This window comes from Allobosea sp. GW823-FHT02B03, from assembly GCF_058797755.1.
In genome coordinates this window covers 319,774-336,174 of record NZ_JBXAJY010000008.1, presented here as the reverse complement: position 1 = coordinate 336,174, position 16,401 = coordinate 319,774, and the positions used below count along the sequence as shown (strand labels likewise).

Annotated in this window: 9 protein-coding genes; 2 read left to right on the top strand and 7 right to left on the bottom strand. The window is 67.9% G+C overall.

Going from position 1 to position 16,401, the window contains the following annotated elements; all coding sequences use genetic code 11:
• Positions 1-18: 18 nt before the first annotated feature.
• The 5 genes from phnE (AC1REK_RS26180) to AC1REK_RS26160 form a co-directional block, all read right to left on the bottom strand.
• Positions 19-873: a phosphonate ABC transporter, permease protein PhnE gene (gene phnE, locus AC1REK_RS26180; protein ID WP_492270025.1), complete on the bottom strand. Its 855-nt coding sequence runs from the start codon at positions 871-873 to the stop codon at positions 19-21.
• On the bottom strand, positions 870-1,751 hold the full coding sequence (phnE, locus tag AC1REK_RS26175) for a phosphonate ABC transporter, permease protein PhnE (RefSeq protein ID WP_492270024.1): 882 nt from the start codon (positions 1,749-1,751) through the stop codon (positions 870-872). The genes phnE (AC1REK_RS26180) and phnE (AC1REK_RS26175) overlap by 4 nt, the downstream gene beginning before the upstream one ends.
• A gap of 164 nt (positions 1,752-1,915) precedes the next feature.
• On the bottom strand, positions 1,916-2,830 hold the full coding sequence (phnD, locus tag AC1REK_RS26170) for a phosphonate ABC transporter substrate-binding protein (protein WP_316018295.1): 915 nt from the start codon (positions 2,828-2,830) through the stop codon (positions 1,916-1,918).
• Positions 2,831-2,892: 62 nt separating this feature from the next.
• Positions 2,893-3,711, bottom strand: coding sequence for a phosphonate ABC transporter ATP-binding protein (phnC, locus tag AC1REK_RS26165; RefSeq protein ID WP_316018296.1), 819 nt, complete (start codon positions 3,709-3,711; stop codon positions 2,893-2,895).
• Between the two features lie 79 nt (positions 3,712-3,790).
• Positions 3,791-4,405 (bottom strand): TetR/AcrR family transcriptional regulator, encoded by a 615-nt coding sequence (locus AC1REK_RS26160; RefSeq protein WP_492270023.1) that lies wholly within the window; start codon positions 4,403-4,405, stop codon positions 3,791-3,793.
• 135 nt (positions 4,406-4,540) lie between these two features.
• Here AC1REK_RS26160 and AC1REK_RS26155 point away from each other — a divergent pair, with 135 nt between their 5' ends.
• Positions 4,541-5,653, top strand: coding sequence for an efflux RND transporter periplasmic adaptor subunit (locus AC1REK_RS26155; RefSeq protein WP_316018298.1), 1,113 nt, complete (start codon positions 4,541-4,543; stop codon positions 5,651-5,653).
• Complete coding sequence (locus AC1REK_RS26150) at positions 5,650-8,733, top strand: efflux RND transporter permease subunit (protein WP_492270022.1); 3,084 nt, start codon at positions 5,650-5,652, stop codon at positions 8,731-8,733. The genes AC1REK_RS26155 and AC1REK_RS26150 overlap by 4 nt, the downstream gene beginning before the upstream one ends.
• A 92-nt stretch (positions 8,734-8,825) precedes the next feature.
• Here the strand turns inward: AC1REK_RS26150 and pbpC are convergent, their stop codons facing one another.
• Together pbpC and AC1REK_RS26140 are read right to left on the bottom strand one after the other, a co-directional pair.
• The gene (pbpC, locus tag AC1REK_RS26145) at positions 8,826-10,877 is read right to left on the bottom strand and encodes a penicillin-binding protein 1C (RefSeq protein WP_492270086.1); all 2,052 of its coding nucleotides are present in this window, start codon (positions 10,875-10,877) and stop codon (positions 8,826-8,828) included.
• Positions 10,878-11,088: 211 nt separating this feature from the next.
• On the bottom strand, positions 11,089-16,329 hold the full coding sequence (locus tag AC1REK_RS26140; RefSeq protein ID WP_492270021.1) for an alpha-2-macroglobulin family protein: 5,241 nt from the start codon (positions 16,327-16,329) through the stop codon (positions 11,089-11,091).
• Positions 16,330-16,401 lie beyond the last annotated feature (72 nt).

Sequence of the window (16,401 nt, the reverse complement as noted above, 5' to 3'; positions counted from 1 at the left end):
ACCATGACGGCGAGAGCGTCACACCGCCCGCTTGCCGATGATGGCGAAGCGCAGCTTGCCCGAAATGAAGTCGATCGTCGTCACCGCCGCGAGGATGAGCAGGATCAGGAAGGAGACCTGCTGCCATTCGAGCGTGCGGATCGTCTCGGCGAGGTAGAGGCCGATGCCACCGGCGCCGACGATGCCGATGATGGTCGAAGAGCGGGTGTTCGACTCGATGTAGTACAGCACCTGGCTGGCGATCACCGGCAGCACCTGCGGAATCAGGCCGAAGCGGATTTCGTGCAGCTTGCCGCCGCCGACCGAGGCGACGCCGTCGACCGGTTTGCGGTCGGCGGCCTCGATCGCCTCCGAGAACAGCTTGCCGAAGGCGCCGAGATCGCTGGTCATGATCGCGAGCATGCCGGCGAAGGGGCCGAGGCCGACGACATTCACCCAGATCAGAGCCCAGATCAGCGCGTCGACGCCGCGCACCGTATCCATCGAGCGCCGGGCGAAGAAGTGCACGATGCGGTTGGCGACGACGTTCTTGGCGGCGAGGAAGCCGAGCGGGAAGGCGAGGATCGCCGCCAGGATGGTGCCGAGGAAGGCAATGGCGATGGTCTCGAACAGCGCCTTCACGAAGATGATGGCACGAGCGGCCGAGCCGGGATCGGGCGGCAGCATCAGCACCACGAAGGTGCCGAGATTGGCGAAGCCGGCGAAGATCCGCGCGAAGGAGGTCTCGAGCGTGGTCAGGCCGTAGACGAAGAGCCCGACGAGCCCGCCGATGACGGCGAGCGTGATGGTCTTCGTCCTGAGCGAGCCGTCGATCGCCTGCTTGTGGCGGGCGACGAGCGCGGCACGGTCCGCGGCCGAGAGGGCGAGGCTCATGAGCGATGCTCCAGGCTCAGCAAAGCGTGGCGCAGACGCTCGGTGCCGTAGTCGATCAGCATGACGGTGACGATGATCAGCAGCAGGATGGCGCTGACATCGGTGAAGTAGAACTTGCGGATCGCCTCGATCAGGTCCTGGCCGATGCCGCCGGCCCCGACGAAACCCATGATCGAGGCACCGCGGACATTGATCTCGAAGCGCAGCAGCGTGTAGCTCGCGAAGTTCGACAGCACCTGCGGCACGACGGCGAAGCGCACGGTCTGCCACCAGCCGGCACCCGTGGCGGTGAGGCCGTCGACCGGCTTCATGTCGATGTTCTCGACGACTTCGGAGAAGAGCTTGCCCATCGCGCCCATGGTGTGGATGGCGATGGCCAGCACGCCCGGCAGCGGGCCGAGGCCGAAGGCGATCACGAAGATCAGCGCGAAGACGATCTCCGGCACGGTGCGGCAGAATTCGAGGAAGCGGCGCGTGACCCAGCGCAGCCCGGTCGAGCGGCCGAGATTGCTGGCGGCGGCGAAGCAGAGCAGGAAGCCGCCGACGGCGCCGAGCACGGTGCCGACATAGGCGATGACCACGGTCTGCCAGAGCAGCTTCAGCCAGCCATTGATGCCCCAGTACCATTCCTTGAGATCGGCCCCGAAGGTCGCGAGCCGCAGTGTCGGCATGGTCTCGAGGATGTATTTCGGGAAACGCCAGGCGTTCTCGGAGAATTTCTTCAGATCGACTTCGGCGCCGATGCCGGCAAGCACGACGCAGACGGCGAAGATCGCGAGGCCCAGCAGGGTCTGCAGGCGCTTGGCCGCCATTTCGCGCCGGTAGAGCTCGGCATGGGCGGCGATGGCGGGGGCGTTGGGGTCGATCGCGAGTGTCATTGAATTGAGTCCGTCGCCGAAGGAGGTGCGGCGAGTGCGCGCCGCGGCCGTCATGCTCGCCCTTGTGGCGAGCATCCACGTCTTGGACACCGCACGCGATCAGTGAAGCGAAGACGTGGATGGTCGGGACAAGCCCGACCATGACGGGTAGCGGATGAGAACGCTTACGAAGACTTCTTCTTGCGCAGCTCGTCGACGAACTTGTTCAGCTCGATGATCGGGTCGTAGGCCTTGTTGTCGACGGCGACGAGCGGGCCCTGCTTGCCTTCATAGATCTTGTCGAAGGCGGCCTTGTCCTTGGTGGTGATGTTCAGCACGGCGTCGCGGATCTTGGCCTTGAGCTCTTCCGGCAGGTCGCTGAGATAAGCCAGCGGCGAGTTCACGATCTGCTCGGACTTGAAGATGATCCGGAAATCGTCGGCCTTGGCCATGTTCTTGCGGACCATGCGCTGCAGGTTCGACTCCTGCTCGTCGTTCCACCAGTTGGCGACGATGTCGACCGTGCCCTGCTGCAGGGCGATGATCGCGTTCTCGTGGCTGCCGGTATAGACGACCTTGCCGAAGAAGGTCTCGGGCTCGATCTTCATGCCGTTCAGCGCGAAGCGCGGAACGTTGTTGCCGGAGGTCGAGTTCGGGTCGACGAGGCCGAGATTCTTGCCCTTGAGGTCCTCGACCTTCTGATAGGGCGAGTCCTTCTTCACGTAGAAGACCGAATGATAGCCCTTGGTGCCGTCGAGATTGGTCTCGATGGCGAAGGCGTCGACCTTGGCGCCGGTCATGCGGGCGCGGGCGAAGGAGGACGGGCCGTAGGACGCGATGTGGATGTTGCCGGCGCGCTGGCCCTCGATGATCGCGGCGTAGTCGTTGGCGATGCGCAGCGTCACCTTGGTGCCGAGTTCCTTCGAGAGATAGTTGACGAAGGGGGTGTAGCGCTCGGTCACGCCCGAAGCGTTCTCGGCCGGGATGATCGCGAAGACGAGCTCGGGATACTTCGCCTTCCAGTCCTGGGCGAAGGCCGGGGTCGCCAGCGTCGCGGCGAGGCCGGCGGCAAGCGTCAGGGTATGACGACGGGTCAGCATGGGAGTGCTCCTTAGAGGGACTATCTGGTGGTCGGGGTAGGCGTTGCCCGCGGACGATCCGCTCAGGCGACGTTCTGTCGGGCGCGCTTTGCCTCGGAGGTGGCGATGGCGTCGAGCGCATCGAGCGCCTCGGCGCCGGCGTCCTTGGCTTCGATTCCGTAGAGCTCGGCCGCAATCTCGCTGGTCAAAGCGTGGGGCGGGCCGTCGAACACGACCTTGCCGGCGGCCATGCCGATCAGCCGGTCGCAGTACTTCGCCGCGATATCGAGATGGTGCAGGTTGGAGATGACGGTGATGCCGTCCTCGCGGTTGATGCGGAACAGCGCATCCATGACGATCTGGCAGTTGCGCGGGTCGAGCGAGGCGATCGGCTCGTCGGCGAGGATGATCTGCGGCTCCTGGACCAGAGCGCGGGCGATCGCGACGCGCTGCTGCTGGCCACCGGAGAGGGTCTCGGCGCGCTGGGCGAGCAGATGGCCCATGTCGAGCCGCTCGAGCGCGGCGATGGCGCGGATCTTGTCGTCCTGCGAGAAGCTCTTGACCAGGGTCAGCGCCGCCGAGCGATGGTTGAGGCGGCCGAGCAGCACGTTGGTGAGCACGTCGAGGCGGCCGACCAGATTGAACTGCTGGAAGATCATCGCAGTGTCGCGCCGCCAGGCGCGCAGCGCCGCGCCGCGCAGCGACGTGACGTCGCGCTCGCCGCTGAGGATGCGTCCGTCGCTCGGGTCCGAGAGCCGGTTGAGCATGCGCAGCAGGGTCGACTTGCCGGCGCCGGAGCGGCCGATGACGCCGACCATCTCGCCCTTCGGAATCGAAAGGTCGACGTTATCGACGGCGGCCTTGCCACCGAAACGCTTCGTCAGGCCTTCGATGCGCAGCATCGTCGCTTCTCCTCGCATTCAGCGAGGGGACCGGTATCGATGCCAGATGACAGTGCCGTGACGCTGGCTGGGGACCGGATCAGGCGCCGCGCAGGAGGAGATCGGCGCAATCGGCGACATAGGCCTTCAGCGCCGCCGCCGGGGCTGGATCGATGCCGAGCAGGCCGCGTGCCTGATGAAGGCCGCGGATCATGCCGAGAAACTGCTCGGCGAGGATGCGGGCGCGGTCCTCCTCTACGGACTTTGCGAAGCCATCACCGGATCGTGAACGCTCGGCGATGAGGGCGCCGAGTTCCTCGATCATCCGGCTGGCGCCGGCTTCATAGGCCGCCCGGCCGAGCTCCGGGAAGCGCGCGGAGGCGCTGACGATCAGGCGGTGCAGGTCGAGCGAGGCCGGATGCAGCATCATCGCCAGCGCGTCCTCGCCGAAGCGGATCAGGATGCTGCGCAGATCGGCCTTCTGTTTCGGCTGCTGGCGCAGCGGAATCGTCAGTTTTTCAGTCAGTTCGGCGCAGATCGCCTTGAACAGCGCTTCCTTGTCGGCGAAGTGGCTGTAAATGGTCTGCTTGGAGACGCCGGCTCGCTGGGCGATCTGGTCGAGGCTGGTGCGGTCGAAGCCCTCGGCCAGGAACATCTCCGAGGCGGCCCGGGTGATCGCGTCGTGCTTATCCGGCCGTGATTTCTCAGCCGGCATCGACCTTGCTTCCGTCGTTGCGGGGAGTATAGGGCCCTCAATCGACATATCCGACATTCTTCCGCCTATTTGAGACCTTATCAAACTAGACCGTCCAGTCTAAGTTAAGCACGCGGCACCGGAGCGTCCAGCCTCATGAAGCGTTTCTTCCTTCTCGTCCTGATCGCCGGGCTGGCTGGCGGCGGCTATTACGGCTACCAGAAACACTTCCGGGCCGTAGGCCAGCCGGCACAGGCCGCCGCGACCTCGCCGAATCCGGGCGTTCCCGTCGAGGTCGGCGCGGTCGAGAGCATGACCGTGAACGAAGAGGTCGAGGCGCTCGGCACGCTCGCTGCCGATGAATCCATCATCATCGCCTCGGAGATCGCCGGCCGCGTCATTTCGCTCGGCTTCCGGGAGGGCGAGCGCGTCCAGGAAGGGCAAGAGCTGGTCAAGCTCGATACCGCCATCCTCGATGCCGAGTTGAAGCAGGCGCAGGCGGATCTCTCGCTCGCCCGCGACACCCATGACCGCAACCGCTCGCTGGTCTCGCGCGGCGCGGGCACGCAGGTGGCGCTGGAGCAGGCGACGGCGCAGCTCGCCTCGCAGGAGGCGCGCGTCCAGCTCGTCCAGTCGAAGCTCGCCCAGGCGACGATCAAGGCGCCGTTCACCGGCGTGGTCGGGCTACGCTCGGTCGGCGTCGGCGACTATATCTCGGTCGGCAAGCCGCTGGTCGCCCTCACCAATATCGACCCGATCAAGGTCGATTTCCGCGTGCCGGAAATCTTCCTGACCCAGCTCAAGGTCGGTCAGCCGGTGCAGCTCAAGGTCGACGCCGTGCCCGACCGGCCGTTTTCCGGCCAGATTTTCGCGATCGATCCGGTGGTCGACATCAATGGCCGCGCGGTCAAGCTGCGCGCCAAGGTTCCCAATGCCGATCTCGTGCTGCGGCCCGGCCTGTTCGCGCGCCTGACCATCGTCGTCAACCGGCGCGAGAACGCCCTGGTGGTGCCGGAGACTGCGGTGGTGCCGGACGGCATCGGCAAGATCGTCTTCATCATCGAGAACGGGAAGGCCAAGCGCGTCCCGGTCGAGCTCGGCAAGCGCCTGCCGGGCAAGGTCGAGATCGTCAGCGGGCTCAAGCCCGGCATGCAGATCGTCACCGCCGGGCAGATGCGCCTGCGCGAGGGCTCGACGGTCTCGATCAAGCAGAAGGCGAGCGTCCAGACGAGCGCGCTGCCCGGCACCGCTCCGGGCAGCGTGCAATGAGCCTGTTCGAGCTCTTCGTCCGCAGGCCGGTTCTCTCGACCGTCCTCAGCCTGCTCGTCGTCCTGATCGGCTTCGTCTCCTACACGCGCCTGACGGTGCGTGAATATCCGAACATCGACGAGCCGATCGTCTCGGTGCAGACGACCTATCGCGGCGCCAGCGCCGAGATCATCGAGACACAGGTCACGCAGATCCTGGAGAACTCGATCGCCGGCATCGAGGGCATCGAGACCATTACCTCGACCAGCCGCCAGGAGCGCAGCCAGATCTCGGTGCGTTTCCGCCCGGATGTCGACCCGGACGTCGCTGCCTCTGATGTCCGCGACCGCGTCAGCCGCGTGCGCGGGCGCCTGCCCGACGAGATCGACGAGCCGATCATCGCCAAGGTCGAGGCCGATGCCCAGCCGGTGATGTATCTGTCGCTGACCAGCACGCGCCATTCGCCGCTGGAGCTGACCGATTTCGCCGACCGCTTCATCGCCGACCGCGTCCAGAACATCACCGGTGTCGCCGAGGTCCGTATTCTCGGCCAGCGCCAATACGCCATGCGGATCTGGCTCGATCGCGCCCGCATGGCGGCCTATGCCATCACCGTGCAGGAGGTCGAGGCGGCGCTGCGGGCGCAGAACGTCGAGATCCCGTCGGGCCGGATCGAGAGCAACGATCGCGAATTCACGGTGCTCTCACAGACCAGCCTGAACACGCCCGAGCAGTTCCAGCAGATCACCGTCAAGGATGCGAACGGCTTCCCGGTCCGCCTGCGCGACGTCGCGCGCGTCGAGCTCGGCGCCCGTGAAGAACGCAACGCGGCCTGGTTCAAGGGTAGCCCCTCGGTGACGATCGGCATCGTCAAGCAGGCCGTGGCCAATCCGCTGGACGTCTCGTCCGGCGTCCAGCAGGCGCTGCCAGGCATCATCGAGGACCTGCCGGACGGGATGTCGATCGCGACCTCCTACGACACCTCGATCTTCATCGATCGCTCGATCAAGGCGGTCTACACCACGATCGCCGAGGCGGTCGTGCTCGTCGTGCTGATCATCTTCCTGTTCCTGCGCTCGCTGCGCGCGACGCTGATCCCGCTCGTCACGATCCCGGTCTCGCTGATCGGCGCCTTCGCGCTGATGTACGCGCTCGGCTTCACGGTGAACACGCTGACGCTGCTGTCGATGGTGCTGGCGATCGGCCTCGTGGTCGACGACGCGATCGTGGTGCTGGAGAACATCCACCGCCATATCGAGGAGGGCATGGAGCCGACCAAGGCGGCGATCAAGGGCATCAACGAGATCGCCTTCGCGGTGGTCGCGATGACGCTGACGCTGGTCGCAGTCTATGCGCCGATGGCCTTCTCCACCGGCCGTACCGGCAAGCTCTTCATCGAGTTCGCGCTGACGCTGGCCGGCGCCGTGCTCGTCTCCGGCTTCGTCGCGCTGACGCTGACGCCGATGATGTGCGCCAAGCTCCTGCGCCACGAGCACAAGCACAACTTCCTCTACAACGCGCTCGAACGCTTCTTCGAGGCACTCTCCAGCGGTTATCGCCGCTCGCTGCGGTTTGCCCTGTCGATGCGGCCGGTGATCGTGCTGCTCGCGCTCGGCGTCGCCGGCGGCAGCTATTACTTCTTCACCAATCTGCGCTCCGAGCTGGCCCCGGTCGAGGATCGCGGCACGATCACCTCGATCGGCGTCGCGCCGGAGGGGGCGACCATGTCCTTCACCGCCGATTATGCGCGGCGCGTCGAGGACTATTTCAGCAAGATCCAGGAGGTGGAGACCTATCTCGTCATCGTCGGCTTCCCGGACGTGACGCGTGCCATCGCCTTCGCCCGGCTGAAGCCCTGGGAACAGCGGCACCGCAAGCAGCAGGACCTTGTCGCGGAGATCAATAAGGGCCTGTCGCAGATCCCCGGCATCCGGCTCTTCGCCACCAATCCGCCCTCGCTCGGCCAGGGCGGCGCCAACAGCAAGCCGGTCGAGTTCGTTCTGCGCTCCTCGGATTCCTATGCTGAGATCAAGCAGAACGTCGATCGGCTGATCGCGGAGGTCCAGGGCAACCCGGCCCTGACCAACATCGAGACCAACCTCATTCTCGACAAGCCGCAGATCAAGGTCTCGATCGACCGCCAGCGCGCCGCCGATCTCGGTGTGGGCGTCGACGTCATCGGCCGCACCATGGAGACGCTGCTCGGCGGCCGCCAGGTGACGCGCTTCAACATGAACGGCGAGCAGTACGACGTGATGCTGCAGGTTGCGGGCCAGGACCGCAACACGCCGCAGGCGCTGCATTCGATCTATCTGATGGGCCGGGGCGGCCAGGCGGTGCAGCTCTCCAGCCTCGTGCAGATCGAGGAGAACGTCGCGCCCAAGGAGCTGATCCGCTTCAACCAGCTGCGCTCGGCGACGATCACCGCGGTCCCGGGGCCGGGCTATTCGCTGGGCGATGCGCTCACCGTGCTGGAGCAGGCGGCGGCGCGCATCCTGCCGGCCAGCTACCAGAACGACTATTCCGGCCAGAGCCGCGAGTTCAAGCAGTCGGGTTCGTCGATCCTGCTGGTCTTCCTGCTGGCGCTCGGCTTCATCTATCTGGTGCTGGCGGCACAGTTCGAGAGCTTCATCGATCCCGTGGTGATCATGGTCTCGGTGCCGCTGTCGATGACGGGCGCGCTGGCGGCGCTGTACTTCACCGGCGGCACGATGAATGTCTACAGCCAGATCGGCCTGATCACGCTGGTCGGCCTGATCACCAAGCACGGCATTCTGATCCTCGAATTCACCAACCAGCTGCGCGAGGAAGGCAAGGAGATGCTGGAGGCGCTGGTCGAGGCGGCGGAGCTGCGCCTGCGCCCGATCCTGATGACCACCGGCGCCATGGTGCTGGGCGCAGTGCCGCTGGCGCTGGCCTCCGGTGCCGGCGCCGAGAGCCGCTCGCAGATCGGCTGGGTCATCGTCGGCGGCATGACCTTCGGCACGCTGCTCACGCTCTATGTCGTGCCGGTCGCCTACAGCTATCTGTCGCGGGCGCAGCGCCCGGTGCATGGAGAGGCGCCGGAGCACACAAAGGTCCATCCGCAGCCGGCGGAATGAGGCCCAACGCGTCATTGCGAGCGTAGCGAAGCAATCCAGCGGTTCGCGCGGTCCTTCTGGATTGCTTCGCTACGCTCGCAATGACGGCGGCGCTATTGCAGCCGGACCGAGACGCTTTCGCTGGCGCCGGCGGCATCGACCACCGAAATCCGCACGAAGCCCTTGCCGGGCGGCTGCCATTCCGTCTCGCGGCGCCGGACCGGGCCGGTGATCGGTGCGCCGTCGACCAGCCAGGTGAAGGGCGCGACGCCGCCGGCGACCTTGAGGCCGAGCTGCGGGCGCCCGCCCTCGGGGCTCGAGGCGGCGAGATCGATGCGTGCGCCTTCGGGCGGGAAGGCGAGCTTCAGCCCGGGCGTCGCCAGCGCCGCCACGGTCTTCGGAACGTCCTGGCGCAGATGGCGCAGCGGCGGCGGCAGGGTCGCGCTGGTCGCGGCGATCACGCCGGGCGGCTGAAGGAAGGGGCGCGGATCGTGGCCGATGCGAGCGAAGGCGTCGAACAGGATCGGCGCCGCGACCGCGCGACCGACGAGGCCCGGCACGGCACCGTTGTCGGCGCGGCCGACCCAGACGCCGATGGTGTGCCGGCGGTCGAAGCCGACGGCCCAGGCATCGCGGTAGCCATAGGAGGTGCCGGTCTTGTAGGCGATCCGCCCCGGCGCCGCGTTGAGCGGTGGCGGGGCGCCGAGCAGCGTGTCGGCGACATAGAAGGCGGCGACCGGCTCGACGAGGCGCAGCGGGACGGTACCGGGATCTGTCGTTGCCGTGAACTTCAGCGGGACGACCTCGCCGCCGCGGGCGAGGCCGACATACAGCCGCGTCAGATCCGAGAGCGTGATGCCGAGCCCGCCGAGGCCGATGGCGAGGCCGGGAGCGCCGCTCTCCTTGGGCATGGCGATGGTGGCGCCGGCGTCCTTCAATCGCGACAGGAAGCGTTGAGGGCCGAGCGCCGAGAGCAGCTCGACCGCCGGCAGGTTGAGCGAGAGCTGCAGCGCCTTGCGGGCGCTGACCATGCCCTGGAAGCCGAGGTCGAAATTCTCGGGAACGTAGAGCCCGTAGCGGGTCGGCCGGTCTTCCAGCATGGTCTCGGGATGGGCGAGGCCGTTGTCGAAGGCGAGCGCGTAGATGAAGGGTTTTAGTGCCGAGCCGGGCGAGCGCAGGGCCTGCGTCAGGTCGAGCGAGCCGGCGCGCCCGGCGTCGAAATAATCGACGCCGCCGACCGAGGCGCGGATCTCGCCGGTCTCGTTGTCGGCGACGAGGATGGCGATCGAGAGCTGCGGGCCCTGGCCGATGGCGCGCTCACGGGCAAGCTGCTCCAGGCTCGCCTGCCAGCGCGCATCGAGGCTGAGACGGTGCCGCTTCTGCTCGGGAGAGCCAGCCACGACCTGTTCGGCGGTATGCGGAGCCAGCGCCGGGAAGGGCTTTCGCGCTGTCGGTATCGGCTCGTCGCGGGCAGCGGCGACTTCGCCCGGCGTGACGAGGCCGGCGGCCTCGACCCTCGCGAGCACGCGCTCGCGGGCCTTGAGCGCCGCTTCCGGGAAGCGGTCGGGCCGGCGGGTCTCCGGCGATTGCGGCAGCGCGACCAGCAGCGCCGCCTCGGCGGTCGAGAGCCGCTTCGGCTCCTTGCCGAAATAGGCGAAGCTAGCGGCGCGCACGCCTTCGAGATTGCCGCCGAACGGAGCCAGCGTCAGGTAGAGGTCGAGGATCTCGGTCTTGCTGAAGCGCCGCTCCAGTTCGAGCGCACGCATCGCCTGCCTGAGCTTGGCCGAGAGCGAGCGTTCCTGGCGCGGTTCGAGCAGGCGCGCCACCTGCATGGTCAGGGTCGAGCCGCCGGAGACGATGCGGCCGTTGCCGAGCATCTGGCCTGCGGCGCGGATGATGCCCTGCGGGTCGACGCCGAAATGATCGTCGAAGCGCTTGTCCTCATAGGCCTTGAGCATGGCGAGATAGCGCGGATCGACATCGGCGACGCCGACCGGCAGCTTCCAACGGCCATCAGCGGTGACGAAGGGGCGCAGCAGCTTGCCTTCGCGGTCGAGCACCACGGTCGAGCGGTCGCCGGCGGCCGAGAGGTCGAGCGGTGGGAGTGTGGAGGCGTACCAGGAGAGCGCGCCGGAGATCAGGGCTACGGCGCCAGCACTGGACAGCGCAAGCCGGCGAAACCAAGCGCGCCCACCTTCTCCCCTTGGGGGAGAAGGTGTCTGCGAAGCAGACGGATGAGGGCCGTGCGACTGGGTGAGCTGGTTGCCAGGTTGCGCCTCGCTTCCCTCATCCGTCAGCGCTTCGCGCTGCCACCTTCTCCCCCGAGGGGAGAAGGAAGGTGCGCTTTGCCTATCGTGCGGCGCGCTCACGTCAGTCCTACCTCGCCGAGGTGATGTCGACCGTGCCGAACGCCGTCCTGCCGAAGCGGTCCGGGCGGTACATGTCCTCGATCACCGCCGCCGGCTGGACATAGCGGCCGGGCGAGACGGCCCGGGCGATATAGGCGACGGTGTAGCTCAGCGGCTGGTTGCTGCTGCCGCTGCGCTCGAAGGCGGCGACATAGCGGTCGTCGCGCGCCTCGGTGTGGACGGGCGCGACCTCCTGCTTCAGCCAGTTGAGCCCCTCGACCGAGGCGCCCTCGGTCAGGTTGGCGTTCTCGATCTCGAGTCCGGCGGGGACGGGATCGACCAGAAGCAGCCGGCCATAGCGGGCCGCCGGCTCGGTGACCTTGAGCGCGACGACATAGCGCTCGTTCTGGCGCAGGCGCGACGGGTCGACCCGCTCGCCCTTCATGCTGAAGAGCGTGCGTTCCAGCGCAAAACCCTGGTTCAGGGCCGGCTCCGGCGTGGTCGGGATGCCGGAGACGGTCAGGACCGCATTGGCCGAGGCGGTGCCGGGATTGCCGATCACCAGCGGCTTGCCCTCCAGCGCGGCGGCCGGAACCGTTCGGTAGAAGGCGCCCTTGCGCTCGGCGCCGTCGACCGTCAGCGCCATGCCTTCCGCCTCCTTGGCCATGGCGGCGGCGGCCATGGCCATCCACATGTTCTCCTGGGTCGAAGTGTAGCGCGCGCTCTGGCGGGCGTTCTGCACGACATCGGCGGCGCGGGAGAGATCGGCGCGCTCGCCATTGCTCTCGGCGATCAGGGCGAGCAGCGCCGCCCCGTCGCGCAGGCGCGAGCCGTAATCGGCGCGCGAAAGCCCGTCGTCGCTGGTCTGCTGCAGGCGGCCGAGCGCGCTGGCGAAGGCGGCGGCACCACGGGTGCGGTCGCCGAGCAGGGCGAGGGCCGCGCCGATCTGGCCGCGCGCCAGAGGCGAGGCGAAGTCGGCGAGCTTGTTGTCGGCGAGATAGCGCAGATCGCCCATCACCGGCCGCCCGTTGCGGGCGAGCACGTAAAGCGCATAGGCGATGCCGGCCGCTTCCTCCTTGTTGATCTCGCTGGTGTTGACGACCTGGTTGCGCAGCCGGTCGAGCGCCAGATTGAAGGCGATCTGCGGCACCGCGAACTGGCGCTCGCGGGCCCGTGTCAGGAAGTCGGTGACGAAGGCGTCGAGCCAGAGATCCTCGCCGCCGATGCTCCAGAGGCCGAAGGAGCCGTTACCGCCCTGGCGGGCGAGGACGCGCTCGATCGCGGCATTGACCCGCTCGTCGGCATTGCCGTCGAGCGCGAGCTGCTCCATCGAGGCCAGCCGGTTGACCACCAGCAGCGGCAGCGCCCGGCTGATCGTCTGCTCGGTGCAGCCATAAGGGTAGCGGTCGAGCGCCTTGAGGATCGCCGAGACGTCGAGCGCCGCGACCGGCGAGACCGAGACCGAGACGGCGCCGGAATCGGGGACGAGGTCGGCCAGGAGGTCGGAGGATACGGTCAGCGAGCCGCCGCCGGGGATCGGCCGGACGATGCGCCGCGCGATCGTCTGGGTCGAAGGCTGCACGCGCACGGCGAGGTTCTGCACCGTGCCGATGCCGTTCGGGCCCGTGACCTTGACGTCGAAGCTCGCCCGGCCGAGGCCGGCGGCGGTGACCGGAATGGTCAGCGAGCCCTTCGCCCCGGTCGTCAGCGTCATGCTGCTTCGGGTCGCGTCGGCGGCGACGACGACCGGGCCCCTGACGTCGAGATCGACCAGATAGGAGCCGGCCGGCCCCTCGACATTGTCGATCTGCAGGTGGAAGCGCGACTGGTCGCCGAGCGCCAGGAAGCGCGGCAGCGTCGCCTGCGCCACGATCTGGTCGCGCACGAAGACGTCGGCGCTGGCCTGGCCGGTTCTGCCGGCCGACCAGGCGACGGCCATAACGCGGACCGAGCCATTGAAGGCCGGCATCTCGAAATCGACCTTGGCCGTGCCATCCGGCCCGAGCTTGACCACGCCGGAATAGCGGGCCAGCGGCTCCTGGGTCGGCGCCTCGCCATTGAGCTGCGGCGCGGCATCGCCGCCGGAACGGATCGCGCCGCGCACGCCCTGCATGCCGTCGATCAGATAGCCGTAGAGATCGCGCAGTTCATGGCCGAGCTGGCGCTGGCCGAAGAAGTACTTGCTCGGATCGGGGCTCTCGAAGCGGGTCAGGTTGAGGATGCCGACATCGACGGCAGCGACCGTGACGAAGGCTTCCTCACCCGGCTTGGCGCCGGTCACCTTGACCGGCAGCGACAGGGTTGAGAGCGGCCGCACCAGATTGGGCGCGCCGAGATCGATGGCGAGATTGCGCTGGTCCTTGCCGACGCTGAACCAGGCAAGGCCGATGGCGCGGCCTGGCATGCGCTGGGCGGCCGTGTCCATCGGGCGATGCGCGAGGGCGACGAGATAGGCGCTGGCGCCCCAACCCGCCTTGGCCGGCAGGTTGATCGTGGTGCCGGAGGGCGAGACGTCGACGGTGCGGATCTCGTTGACGCCGTCGCCGAGCACGGCGAGCGTCGCCTTGCCGGTGAAGCGTCCGGTGAGGCGGACCTGCATGCTCTCGCCATCGGCATAGGCTGCCTTGTCGAGCGCGACGTCGAGCACGTCCGGCGTGTCGGCGGTCTTGTCGGTCTCGTAGCCGACGCTGAAGGAGACGCTGGTCTCGGTGGCATCGGCGCCGTCGGCGCTGACGTCGAGGCGATAATTGCCCCATTCGACCGGGGCGGCGATGCGCGCGGGGGCGTTCTCGGCGACCGCGATCTCGCCGTCCGAGACGCGGCGCGTCGACTTCACGCCCTCATAGTTCCAGCGGCCGTCCTGATAGAACCACTGATAGTTGCGGGTGACCTTGGAGAGCGTCCACTTGACGCCCTGCCGGCCGATCCGGCGGCCGTCGCCATTAGCCATGATCACGTCGAAATTGGCGGTCTGGCCATTGCCGAGCTCGCCATCCTTGAAGGCCTTGCGTACGCCGATGGCGGCGCCCTTGGGCACGATCGGCAGCGTCACCGAACGGGCGATGGCGCGCCCGCCGGGCTCGCCGACGCGCACCGTCAGCTCGACTTCGAGCGGGCGGTTGGCCTCCGGCTCGGCGACCGGGTTGACCGTGGTGACCTTGCCGTTGGCATCGGTCTTGGTCGCGTCCTCGAACTCGCTCTGCTGCGGCTCGAAGGCCTCGTCGGTGAGGCCGACCTCGTAGCCGGCGAAACCCGGAATCGCGCTCTGGGCGGCGGCGTGCACGGTCATCGAGCCGGTGACGTCGAGATCGGAGCCGGGAGCGCCGTAGAGATAGCGGGCGGTGACGTCGATCTCGGCCGGCTCGCCGGCCTGCAGAACCGGCTTCTTCGGCGCGAGCGTCAGCTCCAGCCGTTCGGGGACATAGTCCTCGACGAGGAAGGAGACCTCGCCGATGGCGGCACCTTTTGGGTCCGAATAGGCCTGGACGCGCCAGGTGCCGGTCTGCGCGCCTGAGATTAGCGGGATCGAATGGGCGCGGCCGCCGGCGCCCTGATCCTCGACCTGGCGGCGTCGGTACTCGACGCCGTCCGGCCGCTTGACCACCAGCGTCAGCGGCAGGCCGGTGACGGCGGCGCCCTTGGCATCGCGCAGCAGCGAGGTCAGGTAGACCGTCTCGCCGGAGCGATAGACGCCGCGCTCGGTGTAGAGGAAGGCATCGAGGCCGACCGGCGCGACGCGGCCCTTGACGCCGCGGTCGGAGAGATCGAACGCCGTCTGCTTCAGGTCGAGGAAGCCGTAATCCTCCGCGAGCGTGGCCGTGACGAGGCCGGGTGCATTGCCACCCTGGCCCTTGCCGAGGGCGGCGTCGAAACGGGCATAACCGTTGCGGTCGGAGCGCACCGTGGCCAGCACTTCGTTGTTGCGGGCGACCAGGCGCAGTTCGGCATTGGCGACCGGCGAGGCGTCGGCGAGCGAGCGCACCAGGACATGCACGCCATCGGGGCCGGAGAAGGAGGTCAGGCCGAGATCGGAGACGACGAACCACTGCGTCGCCCGGGTCGAGCCGTCATAATCGTAGTCGCCATCCGAGCTGCTGGCCGCCTGGGTGCCGCTCGGCCGGGCGAACATCACATAGACGCCGGGCTGGAGCTGGCCGACGGCCTCGAGCACCGGGAAGGCGGTGGTGACGTCCTTGTTGAGCTCGGACTTCACGTCCATCTGGCCGGACCAGACCTTGGCGCCCTTGTCGGCGGCGATCTGCCCGGCGCTGTAGCCGCCGAGCTGGCTGAGGAAGTCCTCGGAATGGACCGAGTTGATCAGGTTGCGGTCGCCGATGCGCATGACCTCGAGGTCGAGCTTGGCGGCATTGACCGAGACGACCGGAACGCCCTGTTGGCCGGTGCGCGGCAGCACGTAATTCTTGCCGGTGAAGCGCACGGAGGGCGCGCGGTCGCGGACATAGACCTCGTAATCGGCGGATTTCAGCAGCTTCTCGTCGGGCAGCGCCGAGGGCACGCCCTGGCGGATGACGAAACCATAGCGCTCGCCATGGCGCAGGCCGTCGACGCAGAGCTGGCGCTCCTCGCCGGTGACCGCGAAGTCGCCCTTGCCGGTGATCGCGACGTAGGGCGCGAAGTCGACGCGGCCGCGGGCCAGCGGTTCAGAGAACTCGAAGCAGGCACGCGGGCTCGCCGCATCCGAATCGACCTTGTTGCCGGTGAGGCGGAAACCGCGCTGCGCGCGCAGCGCCTCATAGTCGCTGCGCAACGCGGCATTGTCGGCGATGTCGAGGCTGAGGCGGTAGCTGGTCAGGGCCGGGCGCCAGAGCTCGTTCTTCTCGAAGACGCGGGCGAGGACGCCGAGCGAGGTCGCCTCGTCGGCGCGCGCGCTGGAGCGCTGATAGGCGAGATAGGCGGCGCTGATGGCGCGCTCGCGCAGTTCGTAGCGCTCGCGATAATCGCGCGGCTCGATGCCGATCGCGGCCTGAGCCATCAGGCGCCAGCCGGCGGGGTTGGCCGGCTCGGCCATGGCCGCGGCGTTGGCGAGGGGCAGGGCGCTGCGGGCATCGCCGCGGGAGAGGGCGGCATTGCCGTCACGCAGCAGGGTCGCGAAGGGCCGCTGGCTGGCGCCGACCTCGCGCTTCAGGCGCTCCTCCAGGCGCTGCCCGTCGCTGGCGAGATCCGGCCGGACATAGGCCTTCTGGGCGAAGGCCGGCAGCGCGGCGACGGCAAGACCGAGGATGAGGGCGAGACGGGCGAGGAGGGACATGACTCGGTCTCCGGGAAGGCAGCAGACGGCACGAGGATGGCCGCAGCAGGCGTCGACGCGATGACGTAACGT

Coding starts and splice junctions, on each gene's coding strand:
- phnD (WP_316018295.1), bottom strand. CDS start 2,830: ATGCTGACCCGTCGTCATACCCTGACGCTTGCCGCCGGCCTCGCCGCG.
- phnE (WP_492270025.1), bottom strand. CDS start 873: ATGAGCCTCGCCCTCTCGGCCGCGGACCGTGCCGCGCTCGTCGCCCGC.
- AC1REK_RS26150 (WP_492270022.1), top strand. CDS start 5,650: ATGAGCCTGTTCGAGCTCTTCGTCCGCAGGCCGGTTCTCTCGACCGTC.
- phnC (WP_316018296.1), bottom strand. CDS start 3,711: ATGCTGCGCATCGAAGGCCTGACGAAGCGTTTCGGTGGCAAGGCCGCC.
- phnE (WP_492270024.1), bottom strand. CDS start 1,751: ATGACACTCGCGATCGACCCCAACGCCCCCGCCATCGCCGCCCATGCC.
- AC1REK_RS26155 (WP_316018298.1), top strand. CDS start 4,541: ATGAAGCGTTTCTTCCTTCTCGTCCTGATCGCCGGGCTGGCTGGCGGC.
- AC1REK_RS26140 (WP_492270021.1), bottom strand. CDS start 16,329: ATGTCCCTCCTCGCCCGTCTCGCCCTCATCCTCGGTCTTGCCGTCGCC.
- AC1REK_RS26160 (WP_492270023.1), bottom strand. CDS start 4,405: ATGCCGGCTGAGAAATCACGGCCGGATAAGCACGACGCGATCACCCGG.